General features: G+C 39.7%; 23 protein-coding genes and 1 other annotated feature. Of the genes, 20 read left to right on the top strand and 3 right to left on the bottom strand.

Features of this window, described 5'->3' with window-relative positions:
* Nucleotides 1–2: 2 nt before the first annotated feature.
* The 17 genes from GJS40_RS12205 to GJS40_RS12125 all read left to right on the top strand — a co-directional run bounded on the left by GJS40_RS12205 (nucleotide 3) and on the right by GJS40_RS12125 (nucleotide 15489).
* Nucleotides 3–1022 (top strand): PhoH family protein, encoded by a 1020-nt coding sequence (locus tag GJS40_RS12205; protein WP_270898129.1) that lies wholly within the window; start codon nucleotides 3–5, stop codon nucleotides 1020–1022.
* Nucleotides 1006–1473 carry an rRNA maturation RNase YbeY gene (ybeY, locus tag GJS40_RS12200; protein WP_270898128.1) on the top strand — a complete coding sequence of 156 codons (468 nt, stop codon included), beginning with the start codon at nucleotides 1006–1008 and terminating at the stop codon, nucleotides 1471–1473. Before GJS40_RS12205 ends, ybeY begins: the two co-directional genes overlap by 17 nt.
* Nucleotides 1457–1861, top strand: coding sequence for a diacylglycerol kinase family protein (locus GJS40_RS12195; RefSeq protein ID WP_270898127.1), 405 nt, complete (start codon nucleotides 1457–1459; stop codon nucleotides 1859–1861). The genes ybeY and GJS40_RS12195 overlap by 17 nt, the downstream gene beginning before the upstream one ends.
* The gene (locus GJS40_RS12190) at nucleotides 1858–2253 is read left to right on the top strand and encodes a cytidine deaminase (protein ID WP_270898126.1); all 396 of its coding nucleotides are present in this window, start codon (nucleotides 1858–1860) and stop codon (nucleotides 2251–2253) included. Before GJS40_RS12195 ends, GJS40_RS12190 begins: the two co-directional genes overlap by 4 nt.
* Nucleotides 2250–3155 carry a GTPase Era gene (era, locus tag GJS40_RS12185; protein WP_270898125.1) on the top strand — a complete coding sequence of 302 codons (906 nt, stop codon included), beginning with the start codon at nucleotides 2250–2252 and terminating at the stop codon, nucleotides 3153–3155. The genes GJS40_RS12190 and era overlap by 4 nt, the downstream gene beginning before the upstream one ends.
* Before the next feature lie 123 nt (nucleotides 3156–3278).
* Nucleotides 3279–3425, top strand: coding sequence for a YqzL family protein (locus tag GJS40_RS12180; RefSeq protein ID WP_270898124.1), 147 nt, complete (start codon nucleotides 3279–3281; stop codon nucleotides 3423–3425).
* Between the two features lie 11 nt (nucleotides 3426–3436).
* On the top strand, nucleotides 3437–4183 hold the full coding sequence (gene recO / locus GJS40_RS12175) for a DNA repair protein RecO (RefSeq protein WP_270898123.1): 747 nt from the start codon (nucleotides 3437–3439) through the stop codon (nucleotides 4181–4183).
* A gap of 58 nt (nucleotides 4184–4241) precedes the next feature.
* Nucleotides 4242–4418: a binding site (T-box leader), on the top strand.
* Nucleotides 4419–4478: 60 nt separating this feature from the next.
* Entirely contained in the window at nucleotides 4479–5375 is an 897-nt protein-coding gene (glyQ, locus tag GJS40_RS12170; protein ID WP_270898122.1) for a glycine--tRNA ligase subunit alpha, read from the top strand.
* Nucleotides 5362–7449, top strand: a complete 2088-nt coding sequence (gene glyS / locus GJS40_RS12165) for a glycine--tRNA ligase subunit beta (protein ID WP_270898233.1) — start codon at nucleotides 5362–5364, stop codon at nucleotides 7447–7449. Before glyQ ends, glyS begins: the two co-directional genes overlap by 14 nt.
* A 146-nt stretch (nucleotides 7450–7595) precedes the next feature.
* The gene (locus GJS40_RS12160) at nucleotides 7596–8237 is read left to right on the top strand and encodes a helix-turn-helix transcriptional regulator (RefSeq protein ID WP_270898121.1); all 642 of its coding nucleotides are present in this window, start codon (nucleotides 7596–7598) and stop codon (nucleotides 8235–8237) included.
* A 26-nt stretch (nucleotides 8238–8263) separates the two neighbouring features.
* Nucleotides 8264–9076: a pyruvate, water dikinase regulatory protein gene (locus GJS40_RS12155; protein WP_270898120.1), complete on the top strand. Its 813-nt coding sequence runs from the start codon at nucleotides 8264–8266 to the stop codon at nucleotides 9074–9076.
* A gap of 282 nt (nucleotides 9077–9358) precedes the next feature.
* The gene (dnaG, locus tag GJS40_RS12150) at nucleotides 9359–11164 is read left to right on the top strand and encodes a DNA primase (RefSeq protein WP_270898119.1); all 1806 of its coding nucleotides are present in this window, start codon (nucleotides 9359–9361) and stop codon (nucleotides 11162–11164) included.
* Between the two features lie 125 nt (nucleotides 11165–11289).
* Nucleotides 11290–12402, top strand: a complete 1113-nt coding sequence (gene rpoD, locus GJS40_RS12145) for an RNA polymerase sigma factor RpoD (RefSeq protein ID WP_270898118.1) — start codon at nucleotides 11290–11292, stop codon at nucleotides 12400–12402.
* Between the two features lie 117 nt (nucleotides 12403–12519).
* Entirely contained in the window at nucleotides 12520–13050 is a 531-nt protein-coding gene (locus tag GJS40_RS12140) for a hypothetical protein (RefSeq protein WP_270898117.1), read from the top strand.
* A 168-nt stretch (nucleotides 13051–13218) separates the two neighbouring features.
* Complete coding sequence (locus GJS40_RS12135; protein ID WP_270898116.1) at nucleotides 13219–13572, top strand: c-type cytochrome; 354 nt, start codon at nucleotides 13219–13221, stop codon at nucleotides 13570–13572.
* 74 nt (nucleotides 13573–13646) lie between these two features.
* The gene (locus GJS40_RS12130) at nucleotides 13647–14384 is read left to right on the top strand and encodes a tRNA (adenine(22)-N(1))-methyltransferase (protein WP_270898115.1); all 738 of its coding nucleotides are present in this window, start codon (nucleotides 13647–13649) and stop codon (nucleotides 14382–14384) included.
* Nucleotides 14371–15489, top strand: coding sequence for a Nif3-like dinuclear metal center hexameric protein (locus GJS40_RS12125; protein ID WP_270898114.1), 1119 nt, complete (start codon nucleotides 14371–14373; stop codon nucleotides 15487–15489). Before GJS40_RS12130 ends, GJS40_RS12125 begins: the two co-directional genes overlap by 14 nt.
* A gap of 141 nt (nucleotides 15490–15630) precedes the next feature.
* Here the strand turns inward: GJS40_RS12125 and GJS40_RS12120 are convergent, their stop codons facing one another.
* Nucleotides 15631–16572 carry a 4-hydroxy-3-methylbut-2-enyl diphosphate reductase gene (locus GJS40_RS12120; protein ID WP_270898113.1) on the bottom strand — a complete coding sequence of 314 codons (942 nt, stop codon included), beginning with the start codon at nucleotides 16570–16572 and terminating at the stop codon, nucleotides 15631–15633.
* Between the two features lie 362 nt (nucleotides 16573–16934).
* On the bottom strand, nucleotides 16935–17378 hold the full coding sequence (gene vrrA, locus GJS40_RS12115; RefSeq protein WP_270898112.1) for a VrrA/YqfQ family protein: 444 nt from the start codon (nucleotides 17376–17378) through the stop codon (nucleotides 16935–16937).
* Between the two features lie 138 nt (nucleotides 17379–17516).
* Here vrrA and GJS40_RS12110 point away from each other — a divergent pair, with 138 nt between their 5' ends.
* Both GJS40_RS12110 and GJS40_RS12105 read left to right on the top strand, forming a co-directional pair.
* On the top strand, nucleotides 17517–18710 hold the full coding sequence (locus GJS40_RS12110) for a DEAD/DEAH box helicase (protein WP_270898111.1): 1194 nt from the start codon (nucleotides 17517–17519) through the stop codon (nucleotides 18708–18710).
* A 13-nt stretch (nucleotides 18711–18723) separates the two neighbouring features.
* Entirely contained in the window at nucleotides 18724–19614 is an 891-nt protein-coding gene (locus GJS40_RS12105; RefSeq protein ID WP_270898110.1) for a deoxyribonuclease IV, read from the top strand.
* 59 nt (nucleotides 19615–19673) lie between these two features.
* On the opposite strand, the gene GJS40_RS12100 is transcribed toward GJS40_RS12105, so the two are convergent.
* The gene (locus tag GJS40_RS12100) at nucleotides 19674–19931 is read right to left on the bottom strand and encodes a DUF2624 family protein (RefSeq protein ID WP_270898109.1); all 258 of its coding nucleotides are present in this window, start codon (nucleotides 19929–19931) and stop codon (nucleotides 19674–19676) included.
* Between the two features lie 214 nt (nucleotides 19932–20145).
* Here GJS40_RS12100 and GJS40_RS12095 point away from each other — a divergent pair, with 214 nt between their 5' ends.
* Nucleotides 20146–21504 carry a two-component system sensor histidine kinase NtrB gene (locus GJS40_RS12095; protein WP_270898108.1) on the top strand — a complete coding sequence of 453 codons (1359 nt, stop codon included), beginning with the start codon at nucleotides 20146–20148 and terminating at the stop codon, nucleotides 21502–21504.
* Nucleotides 21505–21552 lie beyond the last annotated feature (48 nt).

The raw sequence follows: 21552 nt of genomic DNA, 5'->3' as shown, positions 1-21552 counted from the left end.
GAATGACGTCAAAAAAACAAGAAATTTCGTTACATGTAAATGACGCCCATGAAATTCAATCATTATTCGGACCAAATGATACTCATTTAAAACGAATGGAAGAAAAATTAAATATTACAATTGTGACTAGAGGAGAATCCCTTGTAGTAGATGGAGATAAAGATAAAGCACGGTTATTAGAAGACGTCTTCTATGCGCTCATTCGTTTGCTAAGAAAAGGAGTAAAATTGTCAGAAAGAGACGTAGTCTATGCCATTCAATTAGCACAAGAGAACAAACTGGACCGACTCGAGGATTTATACCAAGAAACGATCGCCGTAAACACAAGTGGTAAACCGATTGTAGCTAAAACGCTTGGACAAAAAGAATATATAGATACAATCCGTAAAAAAGATTTGATTTTTGGAATTGGTCCTGCTGGTACGGGAAAAACGTATTTAGCGGTAGTAATGGCTGTGAATGCGTTAAAAGAAGGAGTGGTTAAACGCATTGTTCTTACGCGTCCGGCAGTGGAGGCAGGAGAGAGTCTCGGCTTTCTTCCAGGAGATCTGAAAGAAAAGGTCGATCCTTACTTGCGCCCGCTTTATGATGCGCTTCATGACATTTTTGGAGTGGAGCATACGGCGAGACTGATGGAACGAGGCACGATTGAAGTTGCTCCCCTTGCTTATATGCGCGGACGAACATTAGAAGATGCGTTCGTTATTTTAGATGAAGCACAAAATACGACCAAAGAACAAATTAAAATGTTTTTAACACGACTCGGATTTGGCTCCAAAATGGTAGTGAACGGAGATTTAACTCAAATTGACTTACCGAAAGGGCAACAGTCGGGATTGAAAACGGCCATTCACGTTTTAAATCATATACCGAGCATTGGATTTGTTTATTTACAATCTACCGACGTTGTGCGTCATACATTAGTGCAACAAATTCTCGATGCATATAGTGAAAAAGAAGAAGAATTAAGAAGAAATCGTTTTTCCCGCTCGGACGAAAAGAGGAATGGACATGCAGATTGATTTCATCGATGAAACCAATTCATTGACGAATAAAGAGAAAAAAGATGTAGAACAATTACTCCAATTAGCAGCAGAAATGGAGAAAGTAAAAGAACGAGCAGAACTTTCCATTACTTTTGTGGATAATGAAAGCATCCGTTCTTTAAATAAAGAGTATCGCGGGATAGACCGAGAAACGGATGTTCTTTCTTTTGCATTAAATGATGGAGAAGAGGAAGTCGATCATGACTTTGAGGAAATGCCTGAATTATTGGGAGACATTGTTGTAAGTGTTGAAAAGGCAGCCACTCAAGCAGAGGAATATGGACATTCTTATCAAAGAGAATTAGGTTTTTTAGTCGTTCACGGTTTTTTACATCTATTAGGATATCATCACGAGGAAAAAGAAGCGGAAAAGATCATGTTCGCTCGTCAAGAACAAATATTGAGTGCCTATGGTTTGGAAAGATAAAAAGATAAAAGGTTGGCGTCGCTTTTTCCACTCGTTTCGGTATGCGATCAAAGGTTTGATACATGCTCTCCAGTCAGAGCAAAACATACGGATTCATCTTGCTATTGCATTTGGTGTCATCATTTGCGCTTATCTGTTATCCATTCCTTTCGTTCAGAAATTGATACTATTTTTAACGATTGGAATGGTGATTGCTTTAGAATTGATGAATACAGCTGTGGAAAGAATTGTCAATTTGGTGACGGAAGATTATCATCCCTTGGCGAAACAAGCAAAGGATGTGGCAGCAGCTGCTGTATTGATTGCCAGTATCATGGCAGTGATCATCGGCGTTCTTATTTTTTATAAACCACTTATAGCCTACTTCGTTGAGGTGGTGACAAAATGACGATAGCATTAGTAAAAGAAGCAATAGAGGCTCGTTCCTTTGCCTATGCCCCGTATTCTCGCTTTTCAGTGGGGGCTGCAGTACAAACAGCCAAAAACCACATCTATACAGGCTGCAACATTGAAAATGCTTCCTATAGTTTAACGAATTGTGCAGAACGTCTTGCTATCTTTAAAGCAGTGAGCGAAGGAGAGCAAAAGATTGACAAGTTAGCAGTCGTAGCGGATACGTTAGAACCGGTAACTCCTTGTGGTGCTTGCAGGCAAGTGATGGCGGAGTTCATGCCACCAGATGGGATGGTTTATTTAGCAAATATAAATGGGAATGTAATGACAATAACAGTAAAAGAGCTTTTACCAGGAGCATTTCAAGCGGAGGATTTCAAACGATGAATGAAACTTACAAATCAGGTTTTGTAGCGCTTGTCGGTCGTCCGAATGTCGGGAAATCAACCCTCTTGAACTACATTGTTGGTGAAAAAATTGCAATTATGAGCGATAAGCCTCAAACAACAAGAAATAAAATACAAGGAATATATACAAGTGAGACAGCTCAACTGATTTTCATTGATACTCCAGGAATTCATAAACCAAAACACCAACTCGGTGACTTTATGGTCCGCGCTGCTCTCTCGACGTTTCGGGAAGTCGATCTCATCTTGTTTGTAGTGGATGTGAATGAGCCTTATGGCCAAGGTGAAAAGTTTATATTAGAAAAACTAAAAGAGACGAACACACCTGTTTTTCTCGTATTAAACAAAATTGATCGAATGCATCCGGAGCAATTGCTAGAAAAAATTGCCGCATATCGTGAGTTATATCAGTTTGCAGAAATTATCCCCGTTTCTGCCTTAAATGGCAATAACGTGACCACCTTAATGGAGCAAATCATCCGCTATATGGATGAAGGACCTCAATATTACCCGGCGGATGAAATAACCGATCATCCGGAACGTTTTATTGTCAGTGAGTTCATTCGCGAAAAAATTATTCATTTAACGGAAGAAGAAGTTCCTCATTCGATCGCTGTCGTGATAGAAGAAATGAAAGAGCGTAAAGGTGGAATGGTCTATATTTCAGCGCTTGTTCTTGTGGAGCGCCAGTCTCAAAAAGGAATCATTATTGGAAAACAAGGAAACATGTTGAAAGAAATAGGAAAGCGTGCGAGAAAAGATATCGAAGCTTTATTAGGTTCGAACGTGTATTTAGACTTATTTGTTAAAGTAGACAAAAATTGGCGGAATAATCGCCGTCAATTAAGTGAGTATGGATACGATCAAACGCATCTTGAATAAGCGTCGGATGCGGGTAGTAAGAGGGAAATTTTACAGCTTATGCTTTTCTTATAATGAGCCATTCTATAAAAGAGACCATATTGAGAAAATCCAAATCCTATGGAAAGAAAGGATGGTTCTCTCATGAATGACTATGATGCATCTTGGAATTATTTCTTTCTTACTGGTAGTATCGAAGCGTACTTATATACAAAGGAATTAGAGGAATATATGGAAAGAAAAGAAGACTACATGTCTTTTCAGGAGGAGATTCCCCCTATCGATCAATAGAGGAGAAAAAGATGCTTGAAAAAGCGGAAGGCATTGTGCTTCGTACGATAAATTATGGAGAATCGAATGTGATATTGACATTGTTTACGAGGGAGTTCGGGAAAGTAGCGGTCATGGCCCGAGGAGCAAAAAAAACTAGAAATCGCTTCCGTAGTGTGTCCCAACCTTTTGTACACGGGATATTTCTTTACTATAAAGGTAGAGGAATGAGCACATTAAATCAAGGAGATGTGCTTCACTCTTTTCCGGACATTCGTCAACATATCGTTCGTATGTCCTATGCGGCCTATATGGCCGAGTTGTTAGAAAAGACAGTAGAAGAACGGGAAAAAAATCCGTATTTGTTTGAGTTGTTTCTGACGCTTTTAGAACAGATGGAATTCGGTCATGACCCTGAAGTATTGACGAGTATTTTTGAAACGAAAATGACATTGCAAGCCGGGATTCAACCAGAACTGACGAAATGTGTCTGTTGTGGTCAAACAGACCAAATTGTAAGTTTTTCAGTGAAGGAAGCGGGCTTTTTATGCAAGCGATGTACCGATCAGGATCCATATGCTATCCATCTTCATCCGAAGACGATTCATTTATTGCGCCTATTTTTGCATATAGATGTCCAACGAATTGGATCCATTTCTTTACAGAAGGAAACAAAAGAAGAATTAAAACGAGTGATGGATGCGTACTACGAAGCTTATGGAGGATTTGCGTTAAAATCGAAACGATTCCTTGATCAACTGGAAAAGTGGAACTGGTAGTACCTTGACACGCTCCGCATGATTCAGTATGATTTGAGTGGAAGTGCATGACACGAATATTTTTGCTATGAAGGAAAGTAGTAATCGTTCCCTGTTTCCCGAGCGAGTGCAGACATGGTGGGAGCTGCATGAAACATAGCGGTGAAGGCGTTCCGGAGCAAGTAAGGATAAAAGAGGCTGTCTTTTATTTAGGGCAGCAAATAGGGTGGAACCGCGGGTCTATCTCGTCCCTATATGCCGGTATTTTGGCGTATACGGAACGGGATTTTTTTATTTTAGAATAGGGGGGATTTCGATGAATGTACAAGAGATGATACTAACATTACAAAATTTTTGGGCGCAACATAACTGCTTAATCATGCAAGCGTATGATGTGGAAAAAGGAGCAGGAACGATGAATCCAATGACGTTTTTACGGAGCATAGGCCCTGAACCTTGGAATGTCGCTTATGTGGAGCCGTCTCGTCGTCCTGCCGACGGAAGATATGGAGAGAATCCAAATCGGTTGTACCAACACCATCAATTTCAAGTGATTATGAAGCCTTCTCCTAAAAATATTCAAGAAATGTATTTGGACAGTTTAAAAGAACTCGGGATTGACCCGAAAGCGCATGACATTCGCTTTGTGGAAGACAATTGGGAAGCTCCGACATTAAGTGCATGGGGACTCGGTTGGGAAGTATGGTTAGATGGAATGGAAATTACTCAATTTACTTACTTCCAACAAGTTGGTGGGATTGATGCCAATCCGGTTGCGGTGGAAATTACATATGGAATAGAGCGACTTGCATCGTTTATTCAAGAAAAAGAAAATGTGTTTGATTTAACGTGGGTCGATGGCTTTACTTATCGCGACGTATTCGGTCAACCTGAATACGAACATTCCAAATATACATTTGAAGTTTCTGACCAAGAGATGTTGTTTGAATCTTTCCATACGTACGAAAAAGAAGCAAAGCGAGTTTTGCAAGAAGAGCTTGTCTTCCCGGCGTATGATTACATTTTAAAATGTTCGCACGTTTTTAACTTACTTGATGCGCGAGGTGCTATTTCAGTAACTGAGCGTACCGGTTATATTGGTCGTGTTCGCAACCTTGCAAGGGAATGTGCGCTTCTTTACTACAAAAAACGTGAAGAATTAGGCTTTCCAATGTTGAAGGAGAAAGAGGGTGGACAAAATGAGACAAAATAATCAATTTTTGTTGGAAATCGGGATGGAAGAGTTGCCGGCACGTTTTGTCACTCCTTCCATTCAGCAATTAAAAGAACGCATGGAAGAGTGGCTTCAAGACAAAGACATTCCATATGAATCGGTGGATGTTTTCTCCACACCTCGGCGCCTTGCTGTCCGCGTGAACGGTTTGGCGGATCAACAAAGGGATAAAATAGAAGAAGCACGCGGGCCGGCCAAAAAGATTGCCCAAGATGAAAACGGCGAGTGGACGAAAGCGGCCATCGGATTTGCAAAAGGAAAAGGAGTCGATACAAACGATCTATATTTTAAAAAAGAAAAAAATACGGAATACGTGTATGCTCGTATTGAAGAAAAAGGAAAGCAAACGAAAGAATTGTTAAAAGACGTATCCTACATCGTGAAAGACATGAACTTTCCTAAAAATATGCGTTGGGGTAGCTTTGATTTGAAATATGCTCGTCCGATTCATTGGATCATTGCTTTGTGGAATGAAGAAGTAATTCCTTTTGAAATTACTGATGTAAAAACGAGTCAAGTGTCCCAAGGTCATCGTTTTTTAGGAAGCCAGATTACCATTTCGCATCCACAAGAATATGAAGAAAAACTGCGAAATCAATTTGTGATTGCCTCAGCTGAAGAAAGAAAAGAAATGATCGTTTCTCAACTGAAAGAATTAGAAGAAAAACAAGGATGGAATATTCCTATTGATGAAGATTTGCTTGAAGAAGTGAATCAGTTAGTGGAGTACCCGACGGCGCTTTTCGGGCAGTTTGAATCGACCTTTTTATCCTTGCCGGAAGATGTGTTAATCACTTCGATGCGAGAACATCAACGCTATTTTCCAGTAAAAGATAAAGACGGAAAGTTGCTTCCATATTTTATCACGGTGCGTAATGGCAACGATGATCATCTTGACATTGTACAAAAGGGGAACGAAAAAGTACTGCGGGCACGTTTAGCGGATGCGATGTTTTTCTTTGAAGAAGACCAAAAACTACAAGTACAAGATGCAGTGAAAAAATTAGATGCCATCGTCTTTCACGAAGAACTTGGTACCATTGGTGACAAAGTGAGAAGATTGGAGCAAATCGTCACTACTTTTGGAGAGAAGTTTTCATTAAATAAAACAGATCAACACCATTTAAAACGAGCAGCACAACTTTCGAAATTTGATCTCGTCACCCTCATGGTGGATGAATTTCCGGAACTACAAGGAAAAATGGGGGAAACGTATGCATTACTTGCCGGAGAAAATGAAGCAGTTGCTCGCGCTATTAAAGAGCATTACGAACCAAAATTTTCCGGGGACCTTGTTCCGGAAAGTCAAATTGGTGCCCTCTTGTCTATTGCTGATAAATTAGATACGATCAGTGCTTGTTTTGGCATTGGTCTTATCCCAACTGGTTCAGGGGATCCGTATGGTTTAAGACGACAGGCTTTTGGAGTAGCACAAATTTTACTGGATCATGAGCTGCCACTTCACCTCGATGAATGTTTTGATATGGTGTTAAATATTTTACAAGACGCTAACATATTACAGCGAGACAAAGAAGAAACAAAGAAGGAAATGTTGTCCTTTTTCCGTGTTCGCTTGAAAAATATTTTTGATGAGAAAGGAATTCGTTACGATATTGCCGAAGCGGTCCTTGAAACGATGGACCATCCTGTTTTGATCTTGCTTAAAAAAGCAGAGTTCCTTCAACAAAAAGTGGCGGACATTGATTTTAAAGCGACGGTCGAGGCGTTGAGTCGAGTGACAAACATCGCGGCCAAACAGGAAAAAGAACAAGATGTACAACCAGATTTGTTTCAACAATCAGTCGAACAAGAATTGTACGATCAGTATAAAAAATTAGTAACAGAGCTACCGGAACAATTGGAAGTTGGAAACGTGGAAGAAGCATATCGTTTGTTCACAGAAATAAATCCATTGATTCATCGTTATTTTGATGAAGTGATGGTGATGGTCGATGATGAAGCTATCAAAGGAAATCGATTGGCACTAATGAATCGATTGTCGGAAGTAATTCAGCAGTTTGCACATTTCCAACATATCGTCTTCTCTTCCTAAAAAGCGTTCTTTTTCTATTCTTGTCGGTTAATAAGCTATAATATATATAAAAGAATATAAGAATAAGGAGCTGTCCCACCAGTCGTATATTTGCAACTGGAAATACTCGAAGTCGAAAAGTATTTCTGGGACAGCCTCTTAAGGCGGTGGTGACAATCGAACTTACAGGGAGACAAGAGCGGATACTTAATATCGTGAAAGATAGCGGACCGATCACCGGCGAACAAATTGCTGAAAAATTATCTCTCACAAGAGCGACGCTTCGCCCGGATTTAGCGATCTTAACAATGGCAGGTTTTTTAGATGCAAGGCCACGGGTCGGATATTTTTATACTGGCAAAACGGGTACGCAACTTTTAACAGAAAAAATTAAAAAATTAACGGTCAAAGAATACCAGTCCATTCCCGTTGTCGTAGAGGAATCCAGTTCTGTATACGATGCCATCGTCACGATGTTTTTAGAAGATGTTGGAACGTTATTTGTCGTTGATAAAAACTCCTTATTAGTCGGAGTTCTCTCCCGCAAAGATTTATTACGGGCAAGCATCGGAAAACAAGAGCTAGAATCGATGCCAGTCAGTGTCATAATGACAAGAATGCCAAATATTACAATGTGCGAAAAGGACGATTCAATTATCGATGTCGCCTCAAAACTCATTGAAAAGCAAATTGATGCGCTACCGGTCGTGAAAAAAAGAGGAGAGCAAGAATATGAGGTAATCGGTAGGATTACGAAAACGAATATGACGAAAGTATTAGTTGATATCTCACACGATGAACTCGATTAGTTGTAGGTGGGGAGGAGGCAAACAGAATGGAAGAGCGCCCGATTGTTTACGTTGTGTCGGATTCTGTCGGTGAAACAGCAGAATTAGTAGTGAAAGCAGCAGCAAGTCAATTTGGAGAACAAGAAATAGAAATACGACGGATTCCGTATGTTGAAGACGAGCATACCATTGATGAAGTCATTAATTTAGCAAAAGAAATGAATGCTTTTATTGCATTTACTCTCGTCATTCCGGAAAAAAATTATTATTTAAGAAAAAAAGCAGAAGAAGCCGGTGTCGAAACAGTGGATATTATCGGTCCGATGTTAAATAAGATGATTCGACTCACAGGGTTGGAGCCAAAATATGAACCAGGTCTCGTCTACCGTTTAGATGAAGACTATTTTCGAAAAGTAGAAGCGATTGAATTTGCCGTCAAATATGATGACGGTCGTGATCCTCGTGGGATTACCCGGGCTGATATTGTCTTAATTGGTGTATCTCGTACATCAAAAACCCCACTATCCCAATATTTAGCACATAAGCGATTAAAAGTAGCAAATGTTCCTCTTGTTCCTGAAGTGGACCCACCAGAAGAGCTGTATCGTATCCCGCCGGAAAAATGTATCGGTTTAAGAATTAGTCCGGAAAAATTAAATGAAATACGAACGGAACGACTGAAATCTCTCGGTTTAAAAGCAGAAGCAAACTATGCAAAATTAGAACGGATTAAGGAAGAGTTGGCTTATTCAGAAAAAATTATGAAAGACATTGGTTGTACGGTCATTGATGTGTCTAATAAAGCAGTAGAAGAAACAGCTAATTTGATATTTAATATGTTCCAAAAAGGATTAAAATAAAGCTGCTGATCGATTGCAGCTTTTTTTTGAGCACGGCACTTGTCCTATTGTAAAAGTTAAGTATAATAGAATGTTGTGTTCTTTTGTCGAATCTATGAAAACGAAGTGATGAAAAATTATCAAAAAATCAAGCAGGAAAGTGTCTCACTCTGTCGAATAGTTCATTGACAGCCGTACAATTCTTTTGTACGACATATTCGTCCGGTTATATAAGTAAAAAGTTGGATAAACTAGTGCGACATAGTAAAGATAGGACATTCCGTAAGCGGTGGTGATAAACGTTTGGGACAGTTTTTCTCGGAAGAAACCATTGCGAACATTATGCAAGCGGTAGACATCACAGACGTGATTGGTGAAAAAGTACAATTAAAAAAACAAGGGAAAGATTATATCGGTTTATGTCCTTTTCATGAGGAGAAAACCCCTTCTTTTTCCGTCTCTCCTGATAAACAACTGTATTATTGTTTCGGTTGTCAAGCAGGAGGGAATATGATTACTTTCGTCATGGAAACGGAAGGATTATCTTTTCACGAGGCAGTCGTTAAATTAGGAAAACAGGCAGGAATCGACATATCCTTACCAGACCGTTTTCATGAAAAAGAAAAAGATTCAAAAACGACTCGTTTTATCGAAGCACATGAATTAGCAGCGAGATTTTTTCACCATCTTCTCATGAACACTGAACAAGGAAAAGTCGCTTATGATTATTTGATGGACAGAGGGATTTCTCCTGATGTAATGAAACAATTCCAACTCGGTTACGCGCCAAAGGAACAAACGGTATTAAAAGAACTGTTGGAGAAGCGTCAATTTGATGCGCAAGAAATGGAAGAATGTGGCTTGTTAAGGCGTGTAGAAGCAACGTGGGAACTGGAAGATCGCTTTCGACATCGCATTATGTTTCCCATTTGGAATATCGACGGAAAAGTGGTTGGCTTTGGAGGAAGAATAATTACCGATGGACAACCGAAATACGTAAACACACCGGAAACACCCATTTTTAAAAAGAATGAACTGTTGTATGGATTTCATCTTGCCCGCCCATTTGTTCGAAAGAAAAACCGTGTCATTTTATTTGAAGGATATGTGGACGTGTTGTCTTCTCATCTTGCTGATCTGCCTTATGCGATTGCGACATTAGGTACGTCTCTTACAAAAAGACAAGCCCAAATTATTCGGCGCAATACGGAGCGGATTACGATTTGTTATGATGGTGATCGTGCTGGAGAAGACGCGACGTTAAAAGCAGCCAACCTTCTTCAACAGGAAGGGCTGCAAGTGGAGATTGCAATACTTCCTGAGGAAGAAGATCCCGATCAATACATTCGCACATATGGAAAAGAACGATTTCAAAAAGAGATTATCGAAGCCGCAGTTCCTCTTATTGTATTCAAAATGCATTTGTTTAAAAAAGAAAAAAATTTAAACGATGAAGGAGAAAAACTGCAATATGTGGAAGAAGTGCTTCATGAAATTGCATCTCTTTCCACTTCCGTCGAACAAGATATTTATGTGAGACATCTTTCGGAAGAGACTTCTGTTTCATTGGAAGCACTGAAGCAAGAATTGGAACGAAAGATTCGCGCCAATCACCGAACGAGCCATTCCACTAAAACGAAAAACAAGCGTTGGCAAATCGCGCCTTTGAAAAGACAATCTTTGCGACCAGCTTACCAAAATGCTGAACGAATGCTCCTTGCACATATGATGCATGATAAGAGTGTTGCCGAAGCAGTGAAACAAAAAATCGGGGGGCATTTCCCTACAGAGGAATATATGGCCATTGCCGCATATTTATACGCATTCTATGCTGAAGGACATCCAGCAGACCCGAATGCATTTCTTCTTTATATGGAAGATAAAGACTTAGTACAGACAGCAACAGAATTGTTAATGCTTGACAGAACGAATGAATTATCGGAAAATGAATTGATTGACTACATGGATCAGATTAATAATCATTTAAATTGGGTAAAAATAGAACAGATAGAACAAAAGTTGAAAGAAGCGGAACGAAGACAAGATTTGGAAGAGGCCGTGCAATTAGCGACACAATTAATAGACATGAAAAAAGCCACTCAAAAATAAACTCGTTAAAGTTGGGTATCTTCATACCCGTTTTTTAAGAGTGAATATTTGCTGTGAGCATTTCAAATAGAAGAGAAAACTGTTTAAAAACGGATGTCGTGAGAAGAATGGAAGGAGGAGATCGAATGGCTGAGAAACCTATTCGCCCACTAGCGGAAGGTGACATGTCTATCGATCAAGTCAAGGAACAATTGCTTGAATTAGGAAAAAAGCGCGGGGTTCTTTCTTACGCGGAAATTACTGAAAAACTTGCTCCGTATGATCAAGATTCTGAACAGATGGACGAGTTTTTTGAATTTTTAGGGGAGCAAGGAATCGATCTTCTCAATGAGGGAGAGGAAGTCCCAAGCATGGAGCAAGTGGAGAAGGAAGAGCTTGATTTAAACGATTTAAGCGTCCCGCCAGGAGTTAAAATAAATGATCCCGTTCGGATGTATTTGAAAGAAATCGGTAGAGTGCCTTTGCTCACTGCGGAAGAAGAAATCGAATATGCAAAGCAGATTGAAAAAGGAGACGAGGAAGCAAAACGTCGTTTGGCTGAAGCAAACTTACGTCTTGTTGTCTCCATCGCCAAAAGATATGTAGGAAGAGGAATGTTATTTTTAGACCTCATCCAGGAAGGAAATATGGGTTTAATTAAAGCAGTAGAAAAATTTGATTATGACAAAGGTTTTAAGTTTAGTACGTATGCAACGTGGTGGATTCGCCAAGCAATCACACGTGCGATCGCTGACCAAGCTCGTACGATTCGTATCCCTGTTCACATGGTAGAAACAATTAACAAGTTAATTCGAGTACAGCGTCAGTTGTTACAAGATCTTGGTCGCGAACCAACTCCAGAAGAAGTGGCGAAAGAAATGGATCTCACACCAGAAAAAGTCAGGGAAATTTTAAAAATTGCCCAAGAACCAGTTTCCCTTGAAACACCGATAGGAGAAGAAGATGATTCGCATCTCGGTGATTTTATCGAAGACCAGGAAGCGGTCGCTCCATCCGATGCAGCTGCCTATGAACTTTTAAAAGAACAGTTAGAAGATGTACTCGATACTTTAACGGACCGAGAAGAAAATGTGCTGCGTCTTCGTTTCGGTTTAGATGACGGCAGAACCCGCACACTTGAAGAAGTTGGAAAAGTTTTTGGCGTAACGAGAGAAAGAATCCGTCAAATCGAAGCGAAAGCGTTACGCAAACTTCGCCATCCAAGTCGGAGTAAACGGTTAAAAGACTTTCTTGATTAATTGTTCCAGCGGGAAAAGGGTTGTCTTTCACACATTAGGCAATCCTTTTTCTTTCCTACATATATGTTTTTTGGAATCAAAATTCACGTTGTTTGAAAATGAAAAGAGTGAATCATGATGGATGAGGAAAGAAGAACGATTATTATTAACGAGATAAAATACTGGAAGAAAAATCAACTGCTTCCAGAACATTATTGCAATTTTTTATTAATGCTTTATACCGAAGGAGAAGAAATACCGGAGGAAGAGCAAAAAAAGAAGCAATTTTCTAACGTGATAGTTCTCCTCATCGGTTTTCTGGCATTATTTTCTACCTTTCTTATCATTTATTTTACTTCTTTCCCTCTTCCATTGCAAATTATTGTCTTTTTAGGAATTGTTTGTGTTGTCATTAGTGCCATGTTGTACGTGAGAGCGAGAGACCTTATCATTTTTCATATTTTATTATCCATTCTCCTTTTAATATCACTTATGGCAAGCATACATATTGTTTACTTCCTGCTTGAAAGTAGTAGTGCCGTGATTGGGACAATTGCCATCCATTGCATGATTTGGTTTATCATCGGCTTTTATTATCAACTCGTTTATTTGAAATGGGCCGGACCAATTGGTTTTTTATTCGCGGTTTTCTTTTATTGGTTTTCTTAAGCACTCCAATTAAGGATATGGTATAGTGGAACGTATAATTGAACAGGTAGTGACAAAAGCTATAAAAGTATGGATTTAACTTTTCTATTTTGCAATAATCAAGTAAAATGGAAAAGGAGTGCGGAATTATTCGTAGGATGAATACATAAGGAAAAAGGGGGAAGCAGCATGAAGGGAAAGCCACTCATTCCATTTTTCTTAATTGCCATGCTAGGACTTATGCTTACGTTAGGTTTATCCCTCATCGGTGTATACCAACAAGCAGATGATGGAGAAGAAGATCCTGCTTCGATGGATCCGGTGGAATATGGCGAAGAGTTAGTGAACTCTAACTGTATTTCTTGCCACGGGGAAAACTTAGAAGGGGCAAGTGGTCCTGCTATCGCTGATGTTGGTTCGCGCTTAAGTGAAGAAGAAATTATCGATATCTCTGTCAACGGAATCGGAAGCATGCCAGCAGGGATAGCAAACCCAGAAGAAGCGCAAGCCATTGCACAGTACTTATTATCACTAGAAGAATAAGAAAATGAAGAAGGAGGGATATGTCCCTCCTTCTTATTTCCATTCCCGCGACGAAAAAAGAGAGGATTTCCACGATGAAGAAAAATTCGTTGTCAAAAAGATTGTTAACGATAGCAAATGAAATTAAACAAGCCCATTCATTACTTGATATCGGAACAGATCATGGATACTTGCCCATCCATTTGGTGCAAAGCGGGAAAATAAAGCAAGCGATTGCAGCGGATATCAATGAAGGTCCGTTAACCCGCGCAAGGGAAAATATTGCAAAAGCAAACCTCACCACACGGATTCAGACGAGAATGGGGAACGGATTCTCCGTGTTAGAAGAAGGAGAAACCGTCGATGTAGTTGTGATTGCCGGAATGGGAGGTGCACTTATTACTGATATTTTACAACAAGGGGTAGAAGCACAAGAACGAGCAAAAGTAGAACGGTTCGTTTTGCAACCGAATGTTGGCTCGGCTATCGTCCGACAATGGTTATTTGAACATGGATGGCAATTAATGAATGAACACCTCGTAGAAGAAGATGAAAGAATATACGAAATTTTGACGGCAAAACGAGGAGATGCTCAATATCCTTATCGCGTAAACGGAGTTGATGTAGAAGCTGGTTTTCTTTTTGGACCATGGCTCATGAAAGAACGATCTTCCCTTTTTAAGAAAAAATGGCGTAGTGAACAACAAAAATGGGAACAAATTTTAGCGCAGTTGCACGAGGCGACGGAATCAGTTGAAAACGTCAATCGAAAGGCGCATTATGAAAAAAAGTTAGGATTATTAAAGGAGGTTTTAAACGATGAAACCGGCTAGTGGACAATGGATTATTGAAGAATTCGAAAAATGGGCGCCTCGCTCTTTGGCGGTGGAAGGTGACCGAGTTGGGTTAATGGTCGGTACATTAAATAAACCTGTAAAGAAAGTCATGATTGCGTTAGATGTGCTGGAATCGGTGGTAGATGAAGCGATTGAAAAAGACGTAGATTTAATTATCGCTCATCACCCGATCTTATTTCGCCCGATAAAACAATTAGATGTGACGGAAGGACAAGGACCGATTATTGAAAAATGTATTAAAAATAACATCACCGTTTACGCCGCGCACACAAATTTAGATATTGCAAAAGGTGGAGTGAACGACATGCTCGCTTCATCTCTCGGTGTAGAGAACACAAAAGTTCTCGTTCCAACGGATGAAATACCTTTAAAAAAATTAGTAGCCTTTGTTCCAGAGGGACATGTAGAAGAAGTAAGACAAGCATTAGGGGATGCTGGAGCCGGTTTTATCGGCGGGTATAGTCATTGCACGTTCGCCAGTGAAGGAGTTGGAACATTTATTCCAGGAGAAGGAACCAACCCATATTTAGGAAAACAAGGAAAAATGGAGTTTGCTCAGGAAAAAAGAATCGAGACGGTGGTGCCAGAACCACTCGTAAAAAAGGTAACGAAGACGCTTGTTGATGTACATCCTTACGAGGAACCAGCGTTTGATTTGTATCCTCTTGATTTAGAAGGAGAGAAAGTCGGTCTCGGTCGTATCGGAGAGTTGCGAGAAGAAATGACGCTTGAAGCTTTCGCAGAACATGTGAAAAAATCCCTTCAAGTGCCGTTTGTACGAACGGTTCGTGCCAATGATCGAATGATTAAAACAGTGGCGATCCTTGGTGGAGATGGAAATAAATATTGGTCTTATGCACAGCGAGCAGGAGCTGACGTATACGTGACCGGAGATATCTATTATCACGTCGCTCACGATGCTCAAATGGAAGGCTTAAATATGATAGACCCTGGTCATCATATGGAGAAAGTGATGAAAGAAGGGGTTCAAAAAGAACTGGAGAAACGACTTTCATCGAAACCGAATGCGCCAACGGTGATTGCATCCGAAGTGTCCACGGAACCTTTTATTTGTATGTAAGCCCAATTACTTTGGCATGGTCATATGTGAAACATATTGGGACATTTTATCCCGGATAGTGCGAGACAACAAACATATATTCGCCCGTTAACTCAAAAGAAACACGGTTGGATGCGAGCCGTGTTTCTTTTTGATACTCATTTATTTCGTTTTAACTTTCGGTAAAATTTTGGAGTTTTCCACTTGTTTTTCTGTTTTCCAAGTAGAAGGATCATTTTTATCATATTGTTCCAAGAACTTGATTACTTCTTTTGTAATCGGAGTTGGCGTAGATGCACCAGCAGTGACAGCAACTTTTTCTACATTTTCTAACCATTCCAGTTTTAATTCGGAAATATCCGCAATACGGTGTGCAGGAGTTTTGGCAACATCTTCGGAGACTTGTGCGAGTCGGTTGGAATTATTACTTTTTGGGTCGCCGACAACAAGTAATAAATCCGCCTCTTTTGCCTGTTCTGCGACCGCTTCTTGACGAACTTGGGTTGCCATGCAGATTTCTTTATGTGTTTCCGCTTGCGGAAATTTTTTTAATGCCGCTTCCATAATGTCAGCCACGTCCCATTGGCTCATTGTCGTTTGGTTTGTGATCGTAATTTTATCACTGATTATATTTAATTTTTCAATGTCTTGAACGGATTCAACGAGATGAACGTGATCCGGTGCGACACCAATGGCTCCTTCTGGTTCCGGATGCCCTTTTTTACCGATATAAATAATTTCATATCCTGCTTTTGTTTTTTCTTTAATCAAATCATGAGTACGGGTTACGTCCGGACATGTTGCGTCTACGGTCGTCAATCCTTTTTCTTTGGCAAGTTTTCGAACTTCCGGAGACACTCCGTGGGCGGTGAAAATGACAGTTCCTTTATCTACTTTCTTTAAAATCTCTAGCCGGTTCGGACCATCTAGAGAAATAATTCCTTCTTCTTTAAATGCTTCAGTTACGTGCTGGTTGTGAACAATCATTCCCAAAATATAAATAGGCCGTGGTAAGGTAGGGTCGTTTGCAGCATGTTTTGCCAGCACCATTGCATCTACGACTCCGTAACAATAGCCTCTTGGGGAAATCTTAATTACTTCCATAACGTCCTCCTTCTCCCCGGATCTAACTTCGGTTCAGTGAAATTTTCTGAACTACCGCCATTATACTAGCTATGAAAAGAAATGTAAAAGAGGTTGTCCAAAAGAGTTCCTTCACTTTGTTCCAGAAGCATTGCTGCAGTGTCACCTCACAATAACGTGGGGTTTCAAATCGGTTTGTGCCCTAAAACATGGATCGCAAGCGTCCACGTAGTGAAAGCTTATATGTTTTGGGCAACACGCTGTTTGTGCTATCACATGTCCCCACACTAATTGATTTGAGGCTGTCCCAAACGGTGACTTTTTGGGACAGTCTCTGTTGTCATGGGGATCACTTGCAGAAGTATCTAGAATGACGGGAAATGTTAAATGTATAATTTTGGTGGTGGGGCAAAGGCATGATAAGAGGAATAAAGTTGATTTGTCACTTTTTTTTCTTCCTGTTCGCTAATGTTGTTTGTTATCTCCTTGTTTTTGACATCTGTTTTCTCTTCCGTAGAAATTGCTTCTTGCCCCTCTTCGTTTGCGTCGTTACTTTTCGATGCGGCGGACAGCATCTTCCAAAGCATTGGCAGTTGTTTTACTAGGGGATAGTATTGTTTCACCATTGGTGTTACTGTTTGAGCTGTGTTGAGTACTTTTTGAATTGTTGGTATGACAGTAGACAATGACTGGCCGGAAGAAGCCCCCGACGGAAAGAGAGAAGACAGTATTCCTCCACTTTTTCCAACATATCCCGGTGTTTGCATAGGAAAGGGCGGTGGAGGAGGTGGCATGGGTGGATACATAAAAAAAGGTGGACGGTTCATGATGAACACCCTCTCTATATCTATAAAAGCTGTGTTTTTGTCACGTTTATGATAAAATATGATGGCAATTGCCGAGACGTGCATGAGAATATCGGTAATTACATGGCCCACTCTGGAAAAAGAAAGGTGGTGATGGGAATGAAAGCTTTTGAAAGCTTTGGCTTCCCCTCTTTTTTAATCAATGCCCTTAGAGATCAACATATAAAAACCCCCACGGAAATACAAGCGCGGGTCTTTCCTTCGATGTTAAAGGGAAAAGATGTGGTTGGTCAATCACAAACTGGATCTGGAAAAACACTTGCCTATGCTCTTCCAATTATTACGAATATAAAACAAGATTTGCCCGCGATTCAGGCAGTCGTATCGCTTCCAACGAGAGAGTTAGCTCAACAAATTTACCAAGTATTTCGGACCTTTCTCTCTTATGCCGAGAATGATCAACTTCGTGTAAAAGTAGTCACTGGTGGTACGGATCGTAAAAAAATGATTGAACAGCTGGAACGACCGCCCCACATTCTCATTGCCACGCCTGGACGTTTAAAAGATTTGAGCGACAATCAAAGCATTGATCTTCGACATACGAAAACGTTCGTGATTGATGAAGCGGATCAAATGTTGGAACTCGGTTTTTTAGAAGTGCTAGACCCTGTCCTCGGGAGAATACCGGAAGGCCTTCAAATGGCTGTTTTTTCAGCAACGATTCCAGAAAAATTAGAGCCTTTTTTACGCAAATATTTGGACAATCCTCGCTTTGTGCAAGTAAATAAGAAAAAAACAGTAAATGAATCGATTGTTCACTACATCATCCCGTTAAAATATCGCGACAGGACGGAATTAACCGTTCGATTAGCACAACATATTCGGCCATACCTTGCTTTAATATTTACGAACACGAAAGAAGAAGCGGATGAAGTCGTTACTCAATTGTTAGCAGCTGGTTTGGAGGCAGACGTACTGCACGGCGGCTTACCACCAAGAAGACGAAAACAAGTGATGCGAAAATTGGAGAAACTTCAGTTACAATATTTAGTAGCGACGGACTTGGCGGCAAGGGGAATGGATATTCCAGGAGTTACGCATGTCATCAACCATTCCTTGCCGACACATTTGGAATACTATATCCATCGAGTTGGGAGAACCGCAAGAGCAGGAGAAACAGGAGAAGCTTATACGTTAGTGGAAAAAACAGAGTATGACAAGTTACAAAAACTAGAGAAAAAAGGTACAACTTTTCAATTTCTTGATTGGAAAGATGGAGAGCTTATGTCAATGAAGCATCCATTGAAGAAAAGAAATTTTTCAATAAAAAACAAAAAAAGAAAAAGAATATAATGGGGGAAATGGAATGTTATTAGGTTCGCATGTATCAATGAGTGGAAAAAAGATGTTGCTTGCATCTAGTGAAGAGGCGACTTCTTATGGTGCAACGGCAATGATGGTTTATACTGGTGCACCACAAAACACCCGCAGAAAACCGATTGAAGAACTAAATATCGAAGCAGGACAACAGCATATGAAAGAGAATGGAATAAAGGAAGTTGTGGTCCATGCGCCGTATATTATAAATATCGGCAACACGAAAAAACCCGAAACATTCAAATTGGGGGTGCAATTTTTACAGTCAGAAATTGAAAGAGCAGAAGCATTAGGGGCAAAGCAAATTGTTCTTCACCCGGGTGCTCACGTTGGAGCTGGTGTAGATGCGGCGATTAAAAAAATAATTGAAGGTCTCAATGAAGTCATTCAACCGGAGCAAAATGTCCAAATTGCTTTAGAAACAATGGCAGGGAAAGGTTCTGAATGTGGACGTACGTTTGAAGAATTAGCTCGTATTATCGATGGGGTGACCCATAATGACAAATTAACGGTATGTTTTGATACGTGCCACACCCACGACGCCGGTTATGATATTGTCAATCAATTTGATGAAGTATTGGAAGAGTTTGATCGTATCATTGGTATGGAGCGTTTAAAAGTCCTTCACATTAATGATAGTAAAAATGAACGAGGTGCGAGAAAAGACCGTCATGAAAACATTGGTTTCGGTCATATTGGCTTTGAAGCGTTAAACTATATCGTTCATCACCCGTCATTTACTGACATACCAAAAATTTTGGAAACACCGTATGTTGGAACAGACAAGAAAAATAAAAAACCACCGTATAAACACGAGATTGATATGCTTCAGTCCAAAACTTTTAACGAGACGATGAAAGATACGCTTCTCGCTCTATAATTATATTACAACGTAGATGTTACAAAACCGCCTTCTTTCACAAGGGCGGTTTTGATTACCTATGATAAATATTCGTCGTATAGTTCCTTTAACACTTGATATGCTTGGGGAGATACAATTTGCTTTGCTTGTTGCAACAATGTCTGTAATGACTGTTTATCATTGAGTGACCAATTTGACTGTTGGACGAGCTGAAGAATTTGCGCCGCCTCTTGATAAGAAACGGAAAGACCATACATCGCGCCATAATGGATGAGATCTTTTGGATGAAGTTGGGAAATTTTATATTTAATCCATTGTTCTTTCCATTCATTCACAGAGATCTCTCCTTTGTAAACTGATATTTCATCCTACCGATGTATCATATGGAAAATAAATGAATACGTGCATAGGGAGTCATGAATTGGGTTTTTTCATGATTTTTAGTATAATTGTAGTCGGTTCTCGAAAATGAACATAAGTTAAAAAATGACACATACATGTAATGGAGAGATGGTATTTTCGTGAGATTGTTCGTAGAGGAGGGGTTGTATGCCGGAATCATTAACCACGCTAAGCACTCTCAATTTTCAAGAAGATTTTCAGCAATTACAATCATCCATTGAATTGGTATTGGATAAAAAAGGGAATATCATTGCTGCTAACGACGTCGCGGAAGAGATCGGGATTTTTGCAGGGTCTTTTTTCCATACAGTTCCAGCGAGTTTTGTTCATGAAACGTATCGTTTTATTAGCCAAATAAAAAGTATGAAAGGGATAATCGGTTGCTATTTAATCCATGAAGTACAAGGGAATGAATGGCACGTTCATTATCGGGGGAAAGAAAAAGACAAATATATTTTATTAAGCGGTTACTTGCATGAGTGTCCCTACACAAAAGAAATAAGAGAAGCAATTTCCCAATTTGAACATCCGTCTGTGCTCATTAACGATCAGTTAGAAATTATTTATTCCAACCCATCATTTGAGCAACATTACCTTGAAAAAAGAGCAACAAAAGACATTCTTCTGCATAAAGTTTTTCAAGGGGAGAGTTTTGCGAACATTCCTTCCTTAGTGCGAGAGGTATTCAGAAAAAAGAGAACGTTGGAAATTAATATTACGAATGAAAATAGCGATCATTATTTGGTCAAAGGAATATTTTTGAGAAATAATAACCTGATATTACTGATGATTTATGATTTTTCTTATGAAAAAAAATATGCCAATTTGCTCGCTTATCAAGATCAAATGAAGTCTGTGTCTTATTTATCGGCGGGGGTTGCCCATGAATTACGAAATCCTTTGTCTGTCATTAAAGGGTTTTTACAATTATCGATGTTAACCGATAGTTTTGATAAATATGCGCAGACGATTTTATCAGAAACAGATCGGATGAATGAAATCATTGACAATTTTTTGTCTGTCGCCCGTAAAAAAATGAAAAAAGAAATCATGACACCGAAATATTTGTTAAACAGTGTGATCGATATCATTCGCTCTGAATGTTTAATGCAAGGTGTTCATTTTCAATCGAGAGTAGAACCAATCACAGGACAATTAGAAGTAAACGAATCATCGTTCAAGCAAATTATTTTAAATGCATTGCGCAATTCAATTGAAGCGTTTCCAGAGGGAAGAAGAAGAAATATTTTTTCTTTACAAAGTTATCAAGAAGGAGATACCATTGTGATTGAATTAAGCGACAACGGGTCTGGAATACCGGAAGATGTACTTGAGGAAATTGAAAAGCCTTTTTACACGACGAAAGAAAAAGGGACAGGCATTGGCATTCCACTATGTAAAAAAATTATGGACGACCATGACGGAACTTTCCAAATTGACAGTACAGTTGGAAAAGGGACAACCATTACATTACGATTTCCGTTGTTTGAAGAAGAATCAAAGTAATCGATTGTAATAGAACGAAATATTCGAACAATCTCTATTAGATAAAGC

It is taken from the genome of Aliibacillus thermotolerans, from assembly GCF_027853235.1.
In the GTDB taxonomy this organism is placed as follows: Bacteria; Bacillota; Bacilli; order Bacillales; family Marinococcaceae; genus Aliibacillus; species Aliibacillus thermotolerans.
This window is presented reverse-complemented; position numbering and strand designations above follow the sequence as displayed.

Bases quoted from the DNA above. Each gene is read 5' to 3' on its own strand.
- GJS40_RS12205 (WP_270898129.1), top strand. From the start codon at position 3: ATGACGTCAAAAAAACAAGAAATTTCGTTACATGTAAATGACGCCCAT.
- ybeY (WP_270898128.1), top strand. From the start codon at position 1,006: ATGGACATGCAGATTGATTTCATCGATGAAACCAATTCATTGACGAAT.
- GJS40_RS12195 (WP_270898127.1), top strand. From the start codon at position 1,457: ATGGTTTGGAAAGATAAAAAGATAAAAGGTTGGCGTCGCTTTTTCCAC.
- GJS40_RS12190 (WP_270898126.1), top strand. From the start codon at position 1,858: ATGACGATAGCATTAGTAAAAGAAGCAATAGAGGCTCGTTCCTTTGCC.
- era (WP_270898125.1), top strand. From the start codon at position 2,250: ATGAATGAAACTTACAAATCAGGTTTTGTAGCGCTTGTCGGTCGTCCG.
- GJS40_RS12180 (WP_270898124.1), top strand. From the start codon at position 3,279: ATGAATGACTATGATGCATCTTGGAATTATTTCTTTCTTACTGGTAGT.
- recO (WP_270898123.1), top strand. From the start codon at position 3,437: ATGCTTGAAAAAGCGGAAGGCATTGTGCTTCGTACGATAAATTATGGA.
- glyQ (WP_270898122.1), top strand. From the start codon at position 4,479: ATGAATGTACAAGAGATGATACTAACATTACAAAATTTTTGGGCGCAA.
- glyS (WP_270898233.1), top strand. From the start codon at position 5,362: ATGAGACAAAATAATCAATTTTTGTTGGAAATCGGGATGGAAGAGTTG.
- GJS40_RS12155 (WP_270898120.1), top strand. From the start codon at position 8,264: ATGGAAGAGCGCCCGATTGTTTACGTTGTGTCGGATTCTGTCGGTGAA.
- rpoD (WP_270898118.1), top strand. From the start codon at position 11,290: ATGGCTGAGAAACCTATTCGCCCACTAGCGGAAGGTGACATGTCTATC.
- GJS40_RS12140 (WP_270898117.1), top strand. From the start codon at position 12,520: ATGGATGAGGAAAGAAGAACGATTATTATTAACGAGATAAAATACTGG.
- GJS40_RS12135 (WP_270898116.1), top strand. From the start codon at position 13,219: ATGAAGGGAAAGCCACTCATTCCATTTTTCTTAATTGCCATGCTAGGA.
- GJS40_RS12130 (WP_270898115.1), top strand. From the start codon at position 13,647: ATGAAGAAAAATTCGTTGTCAAAAAGATTGTTAACGATAGCAAATGAA.
- GJS40_RS12125 (WP_270898114.1), top strand. From the start codon at position 14,371: ATGAAACCGGCTAGTGGACAATGGATTATTGAAGAATTCGAAAAATGG.
- GJS40_RS12120 (WP_270898113.1), bottom strand. From the start codon at position 16,572: ATGGAAGTAATTAAGATTTCCCCAAGAGGCTATTGTTACGGAGTCGTA.
- vrrA (WP_270898112.1), bottom strand. From the start codon at position 17,378: ATGAACCGTCCACCTTTTTTTATGTATCCACCCATGCCACCTCCTCCA.
- GJS40_RS12110 (WP_270898111.1), top strand. From the start codon at position 17,517: ATGAAAGCTTTTGAAAGCTTTGGCTTCCCCTCTTTTTTAATCAATGCC.
- GJS40_RS12105 (WP_270898110.1), top strand. From the start codon at position 18,724: ATGTTATTAGGTTCGCATGTATCAATGAGTGGAAAAAAGATGTTGCTT.
- GJS40_RS12095 (WP_270898108.1), top strand. From the start codon at position 20,146: ATGCCGGAATCATTAACCACGCTAAGCACTCTCAATTTTCAAGAAGAT.